We start from the raw sequence: 16,215 nt of genomic DNA, 5'->3' as shown, positions 1-16,215 counted from the left end.
TGCGGACCGTAAGTCCGTCTAACCGGGGATGCCGATGGTTCAGCAGCGTGCCGAACGGGCTGACGCGGCCCGCAACCGCCGTGCCGTGCTTCACGCGACCGAACAGCTTCTGGCCGAAGGCGGTGGTGAGCACGTGTCCCTCGATCGCGTCGCCGCCCTCGCCGGGGTCGGGAAGGGTACCGTGTTCCGCCGCTTCGGCAACCGTGCCGGACTATTGCAGGCACTGTTGGAGGAAAGGTCTCGCGAGCTGCGTGACGCGATCGACAACGGCCCGGCGCCGCTGGGGCCGGGAGCGTCCGCTCGGGAGCGACTGCTCGCCTTCCTCGATCGATTGGGCGCAATCGCCGAAGGCAACGCCGTCCTGCTGTCGGCACATGAGCAAGCGTGTGCCGAGGACAAGTACGCCGACCCCAGCTACCAGTTCTGGCACCGCCATCTCAGCACGCTCCTCTCCGAAGAACGCCCCGATCTCGACACCGACTTCCTCGCTCACGCCGTGCTCGCCGTCTTCGACGGTGACCTGGTTCGCAAGACGACACGTCCTGACGACCCCCGACGCTTCACCCGTTCCATCCAGCACATGGCCACAGCACTGCTCGACAAGTAGCGGCCACAGAGCAGGCAGGGCACGCCAAAACGTGCGGGTCCGGGCTGGTGTCGCGCCGGCGGGCGCAGCGGGTGAGCCCCTTGGGAAACTTGCCTATCTTGTCGTGAAGTGCTCGTGCGGGGCGTGTTCCCGGAGTACCAGATGCCGGCGGGGAACAGCCCAGCCCACTGCCCCGCCGAACCCTGGCGTTGTGGGACTGGATTGTGGAAACACCGAAGCACAGTGACGAGCGGACGAGGGCGGGCCCGCCAACCGCGGAACACCGGGAACGGCTGCTGCTTCAGCTGCTCGTTTTCCTGGTGCCCACCTTGCCGGCGTCGCCGGAGGTCCGCGCAGCGGCGTTCCGCGCGATCGGCGCGGTTCCGGGTGGCCAGGGGCTGACGCTGCCGGGAACGACCGCCTCGTCGTCGAGCCGGCGACGGTGGCCGGGCCGCGCCGGCCGCCGAGGCCACCAGGCCGTTGTCCGGCGGCCTCGGCTCGGGCGGGCGTTGCGGAACGGTCCACAATAGACTGCAGACCCGCCGTCGTGGTGACTTCGCCCTTCCGGCTGCGCACGCCGGAACGTACCGACGGCAAAGCGGAGCGGCGCCGCATTCGGCGCCGCTCCGCGAGGGAGGACCGGTGAAGCTACCTCACCGTATCGTGGTGTACCTCGAACTTCTGCGGCCTGAGCTTCAGTACTCGCGGTTCTTCAAGCCGCCTCCTCTGCTCGTAGTGGATGCCCCTTCGACCGTCCCCGGTCTTCGGCAGTTCAGCAACGGATGAAGCGCGAGTCAAGAAGATCCGCCATGCCGATCCGCGCAGATCGATAGCCGCTTGTACATCGAACGACCGCAGCGGCAGAAAGCCACCCGACGGGCCCGACCGGTGAAGCCGAAGTGAAACCACCCTCTGCCAGGCTCGGGGCAGCTCACGACAGAGAGGATTGGATATGTCGGATCCGCTGGAAACAAGGACGATGTCCGTGCAGGCCAGGCCGGTCAGCCGGGGGACGAGGGTGACCAGGAACCGGAGCAACACCGTGGCGGGCATGGCCACCGCGAGCCTGGACCGGTCGGCCGGGAACGGCACCGCCGGCCGGTGACCACCGCGCGCACGCCACGTACCTGCTTGGTTTCGATGCCGTGGCACTCCCTGAACCGGCCGTCGCTCGCGCTCGGGGTGCTCCGAGCGGCGTGCGCCGCCGACGGGCTGCCCGTACCGCACACCTACCACGGGACGTTGGCGTTCGCCGAGCAGATGCTGGAAGCCGGGCTGTCCGTGGCCGATTTCGACGCGATCGCGGACGCCGGCTTCCAGTACGCGATTGGCGAATGGACGTTCGCGGGCGTGCTGAACGGCCCGGCTTTCGGATGGTCCGGCATGCTGGACTTCGCCGCACGCATGGGTGTCCCGATGCGCACCGCAGGCGCGATCCGTGCGTTGGCGGAGCCGTTCATCGAACGCGCTGCCCAGGACATCTTGGCGGAGGATCCTGAGCTGGTCGGATTTTCGAGCACGTTCTCGCAGAACGTGCCGAGTCTTGCGGTCGCGAGGCGGCTGAAGCAGCTGCGCCCGGATCTGACGGTCGTACTCGGCGGCTACAACTGCGAAGGCGCGATGGGTGTCGCGCTGCATCGCGAATACCCTTGGGTGGACCTGGTGCTGCGCGGCGAGGGTGACGTGAGTTTTCCCCTGCTGCTCCGGGCCCTGGCCGGTGGCGATCCGGCCGGTGTACCCGGCCTGTGCTGGCGTGACGAAGACGGAAAGCAGCACGTCAACGAACCGGGACCACCGGTCACGCCGAAGGCCATGCACCGGCCCGACTACGATGACTGGTTCGCCGCCCTCGACGCCAGTGCGGTGCATGAGCACCTCTTTCCGGAACTGACGCTCGAGTCCTCACGCGGATGCTGGTGGGGCGAAAAGCACCACTGCACTTTCTGCGGACTGAACAGCGCGACCATGTCGTTCCGGGCCAAGTCGCCCGACGTCTTCCTCGGTGAGCTCACCGGCCTCGTCGCCCGGCACCGCGTATTGGACGTGACCACCATCGACAACATCCTGCCCACCTCCTACCTCAGTACGGTTCTGCCGGCAATCGAAGACCGCGGTCTGGACCTCAAGCTGCACTACGAGGTGAAGGCGAACCTGACCACCGACCAAATCCGAACCTTGCGCGCCGGGCAGGTGTGGAACATCCAGCCCGGCATCGAGTCACTCGCGAACGACGTACTCTCCACTATGGACAAGGGGGTGCGGTCGGTACACAACGTGCGGACGTTGCGGGACGGGGAAGGTGCCGGGATCACGGTCGCCTGGAACTGGCTCTACGGATTTCCCGGCGAGTCGGAGGTCACCTACCGGTCGCTGATCGAGCAGCTGCCCGCACTCGTTCACCTGCAGCCGCCCAGCGCGGTCGCCCGCGTCGAGCTGCACCGCTTCTCCCCCAACTTCGACCGGCCGGAGCTGGGCTTCGCCGAGCGCACCGCACCGGAGTTCCTCCACCACGTGTACGACAGACCGGCAGACGTGCTCGCCGAGCTGGCCTACACGTTCGAGACACCTCCTCGCGGGCTCACCGAAGAACAAGCGGCCGGTCTGCACGCCTGGCATCGGACGTGGACCGAGCTGTACCCGGACAGCAGTCTCGTCGCCCGCGCAGTGGCCGGTGTGGTGGTGGTCCGCGACCGGCGCGCCCGCCGCCCGCACCAGGACTACGTACTGGAGTCCGCACGGGAGATTCGTGTGTGGACGGAACTGGCGCACGGGCGGACCGTGGGAGCGCTGGTCCACAGGCTCGCCGAGGCCGGCATCCCGTGGTCCGAAGAGGACGTCGAGGCGTTCCTGGCCGAACTGGTCGCGCACGGGCTCGTGTTCACCGACGGGCACACCTGGCTCGCCCTCGCCACCGACCCCGGCATGGCGGTCACCACGCCCGGCGACGTCGACCACCGTACCCGGGTGGGGTGACGTGGTGCGCGTACTGGACCTCCACCCGGGCTGGCCGCCCACGGCGATCGTCGAGCTCGGCGAACTGTCCGGTGACACGGTGTTGGACCGCGTGCCCCGCGCTGTCGCCGCCGGTCAGTCGCTGGCCCTGGCCGAGCCGATCCGGTTCGGCCCCGACGCCCGCCGAGACGCCATGCTGCTGCGGCTGCTCTCCGTCGCTGCCGGTCACCTCCTGCCGGTCGGCTGGGCACTCTCCGGGCGGCTGCCGTTCTCGGTGCGCCAGGTCGTCCACCTGCCGCCGCCCCGTCCGTCAGCCGACGCCGCGGTCACCTCATGGCGCCGGGAGCACCAGGCCGGGCTGTGCACCTACCGGTTCGGTCCGGGGTTCGTGTCGATCACCGATCTGCGCCCCGGAGGGCACCGGTCTTCGATCACTGTCCCGGGCGAATGGGTGCCCGCGTTCACCGCCCTGGCGGACGACGGGAAGGCCGACACCACTCTGTTCGCGTCGTTGGCCGCCGCCGACCTCGCGGTGCGCACTGGTCCGCACGATGCGGTGCTGCTGCCCTGCCGGCCACGCCGGTGGCCCGTCACACGACACACCGGCGTGCCGAACGGTGATCCCGTGTGAGCCGGTTCGGGCTTCTGCTGTCAGCCCACGCCCTTGCCAACCTCGGCGACGGAATCGGGAAGGTCGCACTGCCGCTCCTGGCCACGACCCTCACTCGCGACCCGGCTCTCATCGCCGGCCTGTCGGCCGCGCAGTTCCTCCCGTGGCTGGTATGTGCCCTGCCGGCGGGCGTCCTGCTCGATCGGGTGAACCGCAGCAGGGCCGCCGCCGCGGCCAACGCGGCCCGCGCGTTGCTCATCGGCGGGCTCGCGGTGCTGGTGGCGGCCGGCGCGGCCGGGATGTGGACGGTATACCTCACCGCCGTGCTGCTCGGCGCCGCGGAGACAGTGGCAGACACGGCGAGCAACGCCCTCGTTCCCGCGGTGGTGCAGGACGGGCGGCTCGACCACGCGAACAGCAAGTTGCAATCCGCCGAGACGCTCGGACAGAACTTCGCCGGCGGACCGGCCGGCAGCCTCACCTTCGCCGTGTTCGCGGCACTCCCCCTGCTGCTGAACTCCGCCGGCTTCGCGGTAGCCGCGGTGTTGCTGCTGGGGGTCAAGGCAGGCCGCCCGCCCGCTCCTGGAGGGGCGCCTCCCCAGACCGTGCTCTCCGAACTGCGCGAAGGGTTGCGCTGGATCCGCGACAGCCCGCTGCTGCTGCGGCTGATCCTCCTCATCGGGGCGGCCAGCGTGGTGTACGAGCTCGCCCTCGCCCAGCTCGTGCTCTACGCACTGGAGCACCTGCGGCTGAGCGAATCGGCGTTCGGCCTGTTCGGCGCCGTCGGCGGAATCGGCGGTCTGGCCGGTGCCGCGCTCGCGCCGAAGCTCATCGCGCGGTGGGGACGCAGGGCGGCGTTGACCGGTGGGCTGCTCGCCGCGGGCGCCTGTTTCACCGCCATGGGCATGACCCACGACCCGGTGCTGGCCTCGGTCGTGTACGGCATGTTCGGGGTTCCGGTGATGGCGGTGAACGTCGTGTCGGCCACCGTCCGGCACACCGCGGTTCCCGAGCGGTACCTGGGTCGCGTGCTTGGCGCATGGCGGACGGTCGTGTTCGGCGTTATCCCGCTCGGCGCACTGGCCGGCGGCCTGATCGCGAAGGCGACCTCGGAGACCGCCGCCGTGTACGTCGTGTCCGGGGTGCTGCAGCTGGTTCTGGCCGGTGTGGCCGGTCTGGCACTGCGCCGCTTCGGTCCCGGCCTGAACCCCGGCCCGTCCAGCGTGCGGGTCCACACCGATGGTTCCGGCAACCGCACAAGTCGCGCGGGGCCGGCCGCGGAAGGGGCGGTCCCGAGCGAACGGGCCGATTCGCCGTGAACCTTTCGTGTCCTGTCGTCCTTGTTCGACCGGCGGTGGGACCTTCGCCGCCGGTCGAGCGGTCCAAGGCCGGACGCCCACACGTGACCCGGTTACGCACCGCACTCGACCCGGCACGCAACCTCGTCCGCACCGTCCCGATGGCTCATCCAAGGGCCAGCGCCTGAGACGGGCTGAGCCGCGCGGCGCGCGCGGCTGGGTACAGGCCGGCCACCAACCCGGTGCCCACGGCTGCCGCCAGGCCCACGCCGATCCCAGCCCACGGCAAGGTGGGTGGCAGGTCTCGGATCAGCGCGTAGCCGAGGCACACGGGCACGCCCAGCGCCGTACCGAGCAGGCCACCTGTTCCGGAGAGGACCGCGGCCTCGACCAGGAACTGGGCTCGTACGTGCCCGCGCGTGGCTCCCAACGACCGGCGCAAGCCGATTTCCCCACGCCGCTCGAGTATCGAGACGACCATGGTGTTGGCCACCCCGATCCCGCCCACGAGCAGAGCCACTGCGCCCAGGCCGAGGAACAACCCGTTGAAAGCGGTCTCCGCGGCCAGCTGAGCCGACAATGCGTCCGATGGCCTGCTCACCGCTACGGTCTCGGGTCTCCGCGGATTGGCGGTGGCCGCCAGGAGCGCTCGCACATCGGTGACGCTGGCGTCGGTGGAGCGCTCGTAGACTGTGGTCGGCCGCCCGGAGAAACCGAGATCCGCGACCGCGACCGGCCACCCGACCAACGCGGCCCGGTCGATTTCCGGCGCCAGCGGCAACGGCGCCAGCAGACCCACCACGGTGAACCAACGCTGTCCCAAGTAGACCATTTCGCCCGGCGTCCGGACGCCCAGCCGCTCGGCAGCCACCGATCCCAGCACCACAGCCGGGTAGGCAGCCGTGGCCTCGGTGAGAAAAGTCCCCGAGGCCACGGCTCCACCCAGCGTGGGCAGCAGATCCAGCCGAGTGGCGAGCACTGCGATACCGCCGGTTTCGGCCGGAGCGATCCGGTCGGTGCGGCGCACCGACTGCTCACCCACCGCCCCGACCGCCGTCACCGACTGCACACCGGGGATGCGCCCGACCATGGCCACGGCCTCTTCGGGAAGCTCGGTCTGCGTGCCGAACAGGTCCCGTCCGGGTGAGACGGTCAGCAGGTTGGTCCCCAGTCCGCTGATCTTCGCCAGCAGTCCCGCCTGTGCCGCTGCGCTGATGCCGAGCACGCAGACCAAAGCGGTCACCCCGATGGCGACGCCGAGTAAGGAAAGCACCGCACGGCCCGGCCTGCCACGCACGCCGGATGCGCTCTCCCGCACCAGGTCCGGCACCGCGATCCGGGAGGCCTCGGGCAGCGGAGGTACCGGCGTGTCCGGCAAAGCGCTCACCGAGTGCCCCCGCGGGGCGTCGGCCGGTCGGCCACGACCCGGCCGTCGCGCACCCGGATGCGACGCGGCAACCGGTCGGCCACCTCGGTGTCGTGGGTGATGACCACGACCGTGGTGCCCGCCCGCTGCAGCTCACGCAGCAGATCCAACACGACCGCCCCGGAGGCGGTGTCGAGATTGCCGGTCGGCTCATCGGCGAGCACCACCCGCGGCCCGGCGACCAGCGCGCGGGCGATGGCCACCCGCTGTCTTTCCCCGCCGGACATCCGGGCGGGCCGGTGGTCGAGCCGGTGGCCGAGCCCCACCTGGTGCAGCATTTCCGCCGCGCGTTCCTTCCGCGCTCGCCGGCCGGCACCGGTGTAGAGCAGGCCGGTGGCCACGTTGTCCACTGCAGACAGCGTCCCGCTGAGGAAGAACTGCTGGAACACGAAGCCGATCCAACGCGCTCGCGCGGCGGACAGGAGAGAGTCGCTCAGTCCGGACACGTCGTGTCCGAGCAGCCGCACCGTCCCGCTGGTGGGCACGTCGAGGGTACCGATCAGCTGCAGCAGCGTCGACTTGCCCGACCCGGAAGGCCCTACGACCGCGACTAGTTCGCCCTGTTCCACGGTCAAGTCAACCTCGTCCAGTGCGCACACCCCACCGGGATAGACCTTGCTCACCCGTTCCAAGCTGATCGCCGCGGTCACCGTCCCGGCACCTCCACTCGAGCACCTTCGGCCAGGCCACCGCCGCGGACCTCGACTAGCCCGGTGGCGAAGAATCCCACCTCCACCGGTATCCGCTTGCGCGACCAGGACGAGCCCTGACCTCCTTCGACCACGTCCACGGCGTAGCCACCGTCCCGCAGCGCCAGCAATGCCACGACCGGTACAGCCAGTACCTGCCGGTGCACCGCGCTGGTGAACTCGACCGAGACCGGCGCCTGGTCCAGGACGCCGGCGTCCTGGGGACGGTCGAGCGTGACCCGCACAGGCACTGTCGCCGACACCCGCCGGTCGTCCTGGGACTCCGGCGCTTCGGTCGCGGTCGCCACGGCACCGACCGAAAGCACGCGACCGATCGTGCTCGGACCAGTGGGAAGCAGCACGCTCACGGGCGCGCCCACCGTGGCCAAGGTCTGGTCGCCCACGGGGAGGTCGACGGTGACAACGCGCGTCGTGCCGGACGCCACCAACACCACCGGGGGCGCCGGCGCTCCGAGCACCGCGCGCACCTCGACCACCCGCAGCTCTCCCGGAGCGGTCACCACGTCGGCCGGTACCAGCCGTTCGGTGTCGTCGACGCCGAGCGCGCGCTGCCAGATGCCCAGCGCGTCACCCAGCGCTTCACTGAAGTGCTCGCTCGCGGTGTCCAATCTCGGCGCCACCCCGAGGTCGTGGAGATTCTGCCGCAGCAGCCGGACATCCGGACCGTCGGACACACCCGCGGACAGCTCACGCCACAGTGGAGTGTCGCCAATCAGCAGCGGAATCGGCCGGTTGTCCACCGAGAACACGCGGGCACCGCGAGCGACGACTGCGCCGACGGCGGGCAACCAGGTGACCCGGCTCGCTCCCGTACCGCCAGGTACGGAAAAATTCCCGTCGTAGCCGAGAGTCCCCTCCCGACGCGTCCGTTCGGCCAGGTCGGTCCTGGTGACCGCGGCCGTCGGAGGAGCCGCGCCCACATCGGCGCTCTCGGCCGCGGGAGCCGGGCGCAACCACAGCGCCGCTCCCCCGGCCAGCACAAGGACCGCCACGATCCCGACCACCGTGCACCACTGCCGCGGCATCCTCTCACCCGCCATTGCGCTGTGCTTGGTCTCGGCAGCCCTGCACTGCCTGCATGGCGGCCGGATCCTTGGCGTCGATGGTGAGCCGTAGCGGCTCGCCGGGGGCCGGGTCGGCGATGTCCAAGCCGTGCGCCCGCAGGCAACCGGCGAGCTGGACGGCCTTGTCGTGCGCGGCGGGGTCGGCGGGGTTCTTCCCGCTGCCGGTGTCGAGCAGGTGGCCGCACTGAGCGACCGCGTCGCGAGTTGCCGGATCGGTCTTGGCCTCGGGCGGCAGCTGCACGGTCAGCGCGCCGGGCGGCGGATCTGCCACGGTGATGCCCCGCTCGCGCAGGCATTGGGTGAACTTCACCGGTCCGTCGGCAGCGACCGGGCCCGTGCTCGGAGCACCGCCCGGCGCATCGGCTTCCGAGCAGGCCGCCGTGGCCAGGACCAAGCTGAGGACAAGCGTGCCGAGTGCCCGGCGCCGCGGTGTGGTCATGGTGTTGGGCTTCACGGTGACGAGTTCTAGTCCGTACCCGCTATCCGGACCGTAACGCCGCGGCGATATGCCGGTGAAACATCCGAGGCGCTAGGGTCGCGCCGACGCAGAACGGGGGGTCGTCCATGCGCGTGCTCGTCGTCGAGGACGAAGCGACGCTGGCCGCTGTGCTGGCGGAAGGCCTGCGCCGCAACGCGCTGGCTGTCGATGTCGCGCTGACGGGCGACGAGGCACTGGAGCGCCTGGCGGTCAACGAGTACGGGGTGGTGGTGCTCGACCGGGACCTGCCGGGGGTGCATGGCGACCAGGTGTGCGAACGCATCATCGCCGACGGACTCGACACCAGGATCTTGATGCTCACTGCGGCCTCGAGCAAACGGGATCTGGTCGACGGCCTGGCCCTGGGCGCTGACGACTACCTGGCCAAGCCGTTCGATTTCGACGAGTTGCTGGCCAGGGTGCGCGCACTGGGACGTCGTGCCGGTCGGCGGCTGTCCCCGGTACTGCGCTACATCGACCTTGAACTGGACCCCCTGCGGCATCAAGCGAGTCGAGGTGGCCGCTTCTTACGCCTGTCGCGGAAGGAGTTCGCCGTGCTGGAAGTGCTGATGAGCCGCGCTGGGCAAGTGGTCAGCGCCGAAGATCTGCTGGAGAACGTGTGGGACGAGAACGCCGACCCGTTGACGAACGCGGTACGCATTACCATGAGCAGGCTGCGAGCGAGACTCGGCGATCCTCCGTTGATCGAGACGGTGCAGGGAGTCGGTTACCGGCTCGGCAGCGGCTGACCCGCTACCGTATCCGCATGCGGCTCACCCTGGTCTACGGTGCGCTGTGCCTGCTCTCCGGCGTGGTCCTGATCGGACTGGTCTTCCTGCTTTCCGGCCAGACGCTCGCCGGCCACGCTGGAGTCATCCTGCGCGACGCCGTCGGCACCGAACACCAGAAGAACGTGGCGGTGGTGCCCAAGGGCAGCTCACTCGCGACCGCGGCTCCGTTGAGCCCGGGGCAAATCAACGAGCTGGCCGGGCAACTGCGGGACGAGGCGCTGCGGCAGCTGTTTCTGGCGTCCAGCCTGGCCATCGGCGCCATCGTGGTGTTCGCATGCGCGGTCGGCTGGTGGGTGGCGGGCCGCGTCCTGCGTCCCCTGCACGCCATCACCGAACAGGCTCGCAGCATGTCCGTTCACAACATCCACGAGCGGATCGCCTTGCCGGGGCCTCCCGACGAACTGCGCAGGCTTGCCGACACGTTCGACGACATGCTCGAACGCCTGGAGCGGTCCTTCACCAGCCAACGTCGCTTCGTTGCCAACGCTTCGCACGAGCTGCGCACCCCCTTGGCGGTGGAGCGCGCCACAATCCAGGTCCGCCTCGCCGCTCCCGGGCCCGCCGACCTGGCCGACGTCCGCGCCGACCTGCTGGCCGCCAACCGCCGCCTCGAAAACCTGCTCGACGGCCTGCTCCTGCTGGCGCGCAGCGATCACGGATTGGACGTGCGTCACCCTGTCGACATGGCCGCAACCGCAACCCGGCTGGCCGGGCAATACACCGCGCTTCCTCCAGCGGCCGCACCGCCCGGCACGCGGATCCAGGTGCGGATCGACCCGCTGGTGGTCATGGGCGATGAGGGACTCCTGACGCAGTTGGTCGAGAACCTGTTGCGCAATGCTTTGAGCTACAACCACAGCGGTGGCTGGGTGTCGGTGCAGACCCATTCGGACGGACGCGTGGTGATCGCCAACTCCGGCCCCCCGGTCCCGGTCGATACTGTCGACTCGCTCTTCGAACCCTTCCAGCGCGGCGGCGGCCGCGGGCTGGGGGACGGTGCGGGGCTGGGTCTTGCCATCGTCCGCTCGATCACCCGGGCCCACGGGGGTACGGTCTCCGCCGAACCTCGCGTCGACGGCGGCCTGGTCGTCACCGCCCGTTTCGCGGTTCTCGCGGCAAAGTGAGCAGCCGACGAACCGGACGACAGCAACATCCATGCAGTACCGTTTATCGTTCCTGCGCAATGCGTATCAAGTAGCCGTTGTGGCGGCCCGGAAATCTGTGAAAGGGTGCACGAGTAATTGATCGTTTGTCTGCTGCGCCGGACCAGTCGGCGGCCAGCACGACTGGGCGCCTTGAAGGGTTTCGAAATGTCTGTACGCAACACCGTCGGCCGGGTAGTGACCGGCCTGGCTGCGGTCGGCATGGCCGCGACCGCGTCGGCCACGTTGGCCACCCCCGCATACGCCGGGATGTCGGGCTGCAACAACCTCGTGTGCATCCGCATCGACGGCAGCGGCCTCAACGTGAAGTCGGTCCGCGCGTCGCTCACTTCCAACAGCCGATTTTACGGCCATTTCCACATCTACGGCGGTGGCCTGGATCGCAACACCGTCACCCAGAGCTGGGGGTACCCGAACAGCTACACGCTTCCCGTCAACCGGAACCTGCCCAACGGGTCCGTGATCTGCGTCGAAGGATGGTCCCACGTGAACGGCGGAGTGAATTCGGTCGGGCGCGCTTGCGGCCAGGTCAGCTTCTGACCACTTCGGCGAGCATCGGGCGATGAGCAGCGTGACAAGAGTCGCGGGATCTGTCGTTCAGCAAGCAATTTCCGCGCTCACGCGCCGCGCGATTCTTCGCCCGTTCGGTGGCGCACAGCCTGCGCAACCGCAAACTCGGCGCCACCGGGGTCATTCACTACGCAAACTACTGACCGCCTGCTCGTCCGCCGGCGCCGCAGCGGATCGGGTGCCCAGTTCCGCACGCAGCCGCCCGGCCAACCCCGTGCGGGCGCGAACTGGACCGAGCATGGCGAGCGGCGCCGGCTGACCGCGCCGCCGCCGAGTTGCGGCTGTCCGCCGAATCCGGAGCGATCTCGCCCCGCGCGCTTTCCGCCTGCTCTTCCCCGGCCGCTCGGCCTCGGCTCGGCGTTCCCTCCAAGAGGCCCTTTCCGCTTCGGACGGGCTTGACCGGACCAGCTCGACCCTGCGGCGGCTGCGGGCCGCGTGGCACACAGCCGCGCCGACGCTGTCTTCCGCCGGTGGGCGGCGGGCGACTCAGCCGAGCTCCCGACGACGCTCCATGCCGCGTTCGGCTCCTCCTTCGACGTCGGCCAGGCCCTGCATGGCCCGGCCGGTGCCATCTGTCGCGCTGCGTCCAGGGTGTTCGCCTGGACCGCGCCCGGCGTCCCGGTCTGCCTGCGGGCACGGTACTGCCGCCGGTGCCGGTGTCCGAACCAGCCGCAGCTGGGCGGCGTCCCCTCGTACCGGGCGATCAGCTGCATCTGTGCCCTTATCTCCGGCAACGCAACCCCGACGTCCGGGCCGACGCCGGGAAGTACGTCCCGGGGCGGTGGGCCGGCCCGCCCGTGGGTTACAAAGGCGCACTGCCTGCCCTATGGACGACGCGAGCGCCTGGGGCAAGCCCGCCAGGTCAGCTGCCGCGGACGCCCAGGCGCCGCAGCTTCGGGACGGATGAGCAGACCGGCCGGGTCGCCGTGCGTTGCAACGGATCCAGCGGTGGTCTGTACCCAGCCGGAGCAGCCCGCTGCCGCGGAACGGATCTCCGGCCGATCCGGCCAGGTCGAGAAGGCACCCCCGCCGCAGTGGCACGGCGGTGAGGTCACGGATGCCCGGGGCGGGGCCCGGCAGGTCGGCACCGTCGACCATCGCGATGAAGTAGCGGTTGAGAGCGGGGACGGCCAGCACCTCGAAAAGGCCATCCGCATGACCGCCGCCTGCAGACCACGCCACTTCAGCGCCACCTGCGCACGACGGTTGCGCAGTACTGGTTCGCCGACGGGATGCCGTTCAGCCGGATAAGTGTCCAAGAGACACTCCGGCGGCAGTCCGCAGGCCACCAGGCCGGGCTTCCGACCCAGCTTCATCGCGTCTTGCAAACCCAGGTTGCGGCCTCGACCTCCGATCGGCGGATGCCTGTACGCAGCATCGCCGGACGGCAGCACCCTGCTCTTCCGGTAGGTGAGCGCCTGCTCGGCGTTCTCGCTCTACCGCCTGGCTGCGGTCATACCGGTGACCCGTTACCTGTCCGCAATGGCACTTCGGTGCCGACCTCCGGCGTTTCCCGGGTGACCGGCGCGGCCAGGCCAGCACGTTCGCCGCGAACACCGTGCTCCGCGACCAGCGGAAGGCCGAGCGCGAGCCCCACCGGAGTGTCGGCGCACGATCGCGATGGTGCGGCCCGGTCGCCCCGCGCGGATCACCGCCAGTGCGTCTCGGGCAGATGTTTCGGTCATGCTGCGCGCAAGTCGTGCGGGTTACCCAGAGCTCGGCTCCGCCTACGCGCCGCGTGTATGCCACGGCCGGGGAAGGAGCGCCGCGCCCTGCTCGCCGGGCGGGCACTCCTCCGTGGTTCACCTCGTGCGTGGGCCGGTCACCGCGACGACCTCCACCTCGACCAGTGCTTCGGGCCGGAAGAGCTTCGACACCTCGAAGGTCATGCTGGTGGGCGGGGTTCCGGTGAGGAACTCCCGGCGCACGGCACCGTACTCCCGCACCTTGCCGATGTCGGTGAGGTAGGTGCGGATGTTGACAACGTCGGCGAGGGTGGCACCGTGCGCCTTCAGCAGGGCCTGCAGTGCTTCGAAGATGCCCCGCGTCTGCTCGGCGAGCGTGTCGCCCTCGGCGATCTGACCGGAGAGGAACAACAGCGCGCTGCCGTCGGCTTGCTCGACTCGCGCGACTTGGGAGTACAACGGATTGAGCGGCTGGGGCGCGGAAGCCGGGCTGTCGATGGTGATCTTCACGGGTTTCCCTTCAGCGAAACGGATGCGAGTGGCGGCTTCGGCGATGTCGCCAGTGCCGGCGAACCGGCGGTACTGGCCGGATACGGTTTCGAGGACTGGCAGGTGGACGGCGTCGGCGGCCAGGTCGAGGTCCTTCACCGCGAGGGGGGTTGCGAAGTGCAGTCCCTCGGCGAAGGCGCGCGCAGCGGCACCGGCCAGCGGGCCGGTGGCGAGTGCGCTGCGGGCGACGTCTTCAGGCAGTCCGAACGCGTCGGCGAGCCGCATCGCTTCGGCGATCACGGCGACCCCGCCGAGGACGGCGGAGTTGACGACGAGCTTGAGCGCGGCGCCCGTGCCCAGCGGGCCCGTTCGCGAAATGGTGCCCAACCGGGTGAGGACGTGCTCGACACCTCCGACTTCGCCGCCGGCGAGGATGCGCAGTCCCCCGGTCGCGGCCTTGTCACTACTGCCCATTACGGGCGCGTCGACCAGGGTGACGGACCGGTCGATCCGTTCCGCGAGCTGGTGCACCGCGTCCGGGCCGACCGTCGACATCTCGATCCAGTGGCTGCCCGCGGGGAGGTGATCCGCGATGACGTCGGCTACAGCGGCGAGCGCGTCCGGATCGGCGAGCATCGTGATGACGATGTCCGCTTCACGCACGGCCTCCGCGGGCGAAGTGGCCTTCGCGGCCCCGGCTTCGACGAGTGGGGTGACTTTGTCAGCGGTGCGGTTCCACACCGTCAGAGGATGGCCTGTGGTGAGCAGGCGGCGGGCCATGAGAGCGCCCATTCGCCCCAGACCCAGAAAAGCAATGTGCTCCATGACTTCGACGGTAGGCATCCGCTCCACATGCGACAAGCAAATGTATAGCATGGTTCCCATGCCTACTGCGCATGACGGTCCCGAGCTGTCCACCGTCTGGCTCCGTGTGTTCCTGGAGGTCGCCCGTCAGGGCTCGTTCACCTCCGCCGCACGGACCTTGGGCTGGACGCAGTCGGCGGTGTCCCGCCAGATCTCGTCCTTGGAGTCGGCGTTGGGCGGCGCGCCGCTGTTCGACCGGCTGCCGCGGGGAGTGCGGCTCAGCGAGCAGGGACGCGCTCTGGTTCCGCACGCGGAGATCGTCACCGACACCCTGCACGGTGCCGCCCGCGAACTGGCGGCGTTGCGTGACGTGGCCGGCGGCCGGCTGCGGTTCGGCGCGTTCGCCACCGCCGACGCGGCGCTGGTGCCGCAGGCGCTGGCCACATTCCGCGCCGGTCGCCCCGGAGTCCGGCTGTTCCGCGAAGAAGGCTTCACGCCCAATCTCCTGGACCGGCTCACCGCCGGCCACCTCGACCTGGCGGTCGTCTCGACCACGAGACGCGCGCCGTTGGAGTCGTACGACCTCCACCACCTGCTCGACGAAGCGCTGTACGTCGCAGTGCCCACCAGGCACCGGCTCGCGGAACGGGCTACCGTACGGCTCGGCGAACTCGCCGAAGACGACTGGATCTCGGGTTCCGCCCGGCTCGAGGGCACCCTGCTCGAGGCGGCCGTCCGGCAGGGGTTCCGGCCGCGCGTCACCCACGTGGTCGCCGAATGGCTGGCCAAGCAAGGCTACGTCGCCGCTGGCTTAGGGGTCACTCTTGTGCCCGCACTGGCTGCCACGTCCGTGCGTCCCGACATTGTGTTGCTGGCCGTGCTCGACGAGGAAGCACCGGCACGAGCGGTGTACGCGGCGACCGCCAAGGGCCGCCTCCCGTCTTCCGCATCCGAAGCGTTTGTAGCGGCCCTGCGGGGAGCCGCCGCGGAAATCTGTCGCGAGGTGCCACGCCCGGCACGAACCGCCACTTCCACCCCACCGATGGGGTGAAGAATCGAGTCGTCACAATCGCCGAATCGTCCGGACTACTCAAGGATGCGCCGGACACCATGTCCAGCATCACCACCTTCCGGGGTGACGCGGCCACCGCGGCCAGCACCGCCTATCCAGCCGCGCTCGCAGATGGCACCCAAGACAGCACCAGGGAATGCATCTGTCTCGGCGCCGCCCAGACCGGAACATCCTGCGCGTCATGACCTCCGAAGCCGGCGAACAGCGGCCCGGCGTCGAAGTGCCCTGATTGCTGTCCGACGCCGACAGCATGACCGGTAAATTCCTTGCACTGGATGCAATTCCGCGCGGCCCAGGCGTAAGCAGGCTTGCGTGCATGGGGGCCAGCTACCGTCCTCATGCCCGAGGACGGTAGCTCGTCACCGGACGGCAAATTTCACCCGAACCGGCGCCCACCAGCCCACGAGCATGCTGCGCCTGTCGGTGACCGTGGGCAGCACCCGGTCCGCCGCCGCAGCCGGCAAGCACCTGGCCAGCGACTGATTCGAAGGCCGCCGAACCGATCGATGGTGACGAT

General features: G+C 69.7%; 13 protein-coding genes and 1 pseudogene. 8 read left to right on the top strand and 6 right to left on the bottom strand.

Annotated elements, in window-relative coordinates:
• Positions 1 to 34: 34 nt before the first annotated feature.
• The 4 genes from Q5425_RS35745 (at position 35) to Q5425_RS35730 (ending at position 5,467) form a co-directional block, all read left to right on the top strand.
• Positions 35 to 607, top strand: coding sequence for a TetR/AcrR family transcriptional regulator (locus Q5425_RS35745; RefSeq protein ID WP_308676795.1), 573 nt, complete (start codon positions 35 to 37; stop codon positions 605 to 607).
• Between the two features lie 1,119 nt (positions 608 to 1,726).
• Entirely contained in the window at positions 1,727 to 3,559 is a 1,833-nt protein-coding gene (locus Q5425_RS35740) for a RiPP maturation radical SAM C-methyltransferase (protein WP_308676794.1), read from the top strand.
• A 1-nt stretch (position 3,560) separates the two neighbouring features.
• Complete coding sequence (locus tag Q5425_RS35735; protein ID WP_308676793.1) at positions 3,561 to 4,169, top strand: DUF5825 family protein; 609 nt, start codon at positions 3,561 to 3,563, stop codon at positions 4,167 to 4,169.
• Entirely contained in the window at positions 4,166 to 5,467 is a 1,302-nt protein-coding gene (locus tag Q5425_RS35730) for an MFS transporter (RefSeq protein WP_308676792.1), read from the top strand. The genes Q5425_RS35735 and Q5425_RS35730 overlap by 4 nt, the downstream gene beginning before the upstream one ends.
• Before the next feature lie 145 nt (positions 5,468 to 5,612).
• On the opposite strand, the gene Q5425_RS35725 is transcribed toward Q5425_RS35730, so the two are convergent.
• From Q5425_RS35725 to Q5425_RS35710, 4 genes are read right to left on the bottom strand one after another with little or no spacing between them, the layout of a single operon-like run.
• A complete protein-coding gene (locus Q5425_RS35725; RefSeq protein ID WP_308676857.1) occupies positions 5,613 to 6,824 on the bottom strand; it encodes an ABC transporter permease in 1,212 nt (403 codons plus the stop codon).
• Positions 6,825 to 6,829: 5 nt separating this feature from the next.
• A complete protein-coding gene (locus tag Q5425_RS35720) occupies positions 6,830 to 7,522 on the bottom strand; it encodes an ABC transporter ATP-binding protein (protein WP_308676791.1) in 693 nt (230 codons plus the stop codon).
• The gene (locus tag Q5425_RS35715) at positions 7,519 to 8,607 is read right to left on the bottom strand and encodes a peptidoglycan-binding protein (RefSeq protein ID WP_308676790.1); all 1,089 of its coding nucleotides are present in this window, start codon (positions 8,605 to 8,607) and stop codon (positions 7,519 to 7,521) included. Before Q5425_RS35715 ends, Q5425_RS35720 begins: the two co-directional genes overlap by 4 nt.
• A 4-nt stretch (positions 8,608 to 8,611) precedes the next feature.
• Positions 8,612 to 9,100 (bottom strand): hypothetical protein, encoded by a 489-nt coding sequence (locus tag Q5425_RS35710; protein WP_308676789.1) that lies wholly within the window; start codon positions 9,098 to 9,100, stop codon positions 8,612 to 8,614.
• A 110-nt stretch (positions 9,101 to 9,210) separates the two neighbouring features.
• Between Q5425_RS35710 and Q5425_RS35705 the strand changes: the two genes are divergently transcribed.
• From Q5425_RS35705 to Q5425_RS35695, 3 genes are all read left to right on the top strand, one after another.
• Positions 9,211 to 9,873: a response regulator transcription factor gene (locus Q5425_RS35705; RefSeq protein WP_308676788.1), complete on the top strand. Its 663-nt coding sequence runs from the start codon at positions 9,211 to 9,213 to the stop codon at positions 9,871 to 9,873.
• 17 nt (positions 9,874 to 9,890) lie between these two features.
• Complete coding sequence (locus tag Q5425_RS35700) at positions 9,891 to 11,039, top strand: ATP-binding protein (protein ID WP_308676786.1); 1,149 nt, start codon at positions 9,891 to 9,893, stop codon at positions 11,037 to 11,039.
• A 186-nt stretch (positions 11,040 to 11,225) separates the two neighbouring features.
• Complete coding sequence (locus tag Q5425_RS35695; protein ID WP_308676785.1) at positions 11,226 to 11,618, top strand: hypothetical protein; 393 nt, start codon at positions 11,226 to 11,228, stop codon at positions 11,616 to 11,618.
• An 854-nt stretch (positions 11,619 to 12,472) separates the two neighbouring features.
• Here the strand turns inward: Q5425_RS35695 and Q5425_RS35690 are convergent.
• Together Q5425_RS35690 and Q5425_RS35685 are read right to left on the bottom strand one after the other, a co-directional pair.
• A pseudogene (locus Q5425_RS35690) lies at positions 12,473 to 13,063 on the bottom strand (FAD-dependent monooxygenase); the annotation flags it as partial.
• Between the two features lie 387 nt (positions 13,064 to 13,450).
• Positions 13,451 to 14,674 carry an NAD(P)-binding domain-containing protein gene (locus Q5425_RS35685; RefSeq protein ID WP_308676856.1) on the bottom strand — a complete coding sequence of 408 codons (1,224 nt, stop codon included), beginning with the start codon at positions 14,672 to 14,674 and terminating at the stop codon, positions 13,451 to 13,453.
• 31 nt (positions 14,675 to 14,705) lie between these two features.
• Between Q5425_RS35685 and Q5425_RS35680 the strand changes: the two genes are divergently transcribed.
• On the top strand, positions 14,706 to 15,677 hold the full coding sequence (locus tag Q5425_RS35680) for a LysR family transcriptional regulator (protein WP_308676783.1): 972 nt from the start codon (positions 14,706 to 14,708) through the stop codon (positions 15,675 to 15,677).
• The last annotated feature ends 538 nt before the right edge of the window (positions 15,678 to 16,215 follow it).

Source organism: Amycolatopsis sp. A133, from assembly GCF_031082405.1.
Classification (GTDB): domain Bacteria; phylum Actinomycetota; class Actinomycetes; order Mycobacteriales; family Pseudonocardiaceae; genus Amycolatopsis.
The sequence above is the reverse complement of the archived record's forward strand: the minus strand, read 5'-3'. Positions and strand labels throughout refer to the sequence as shown.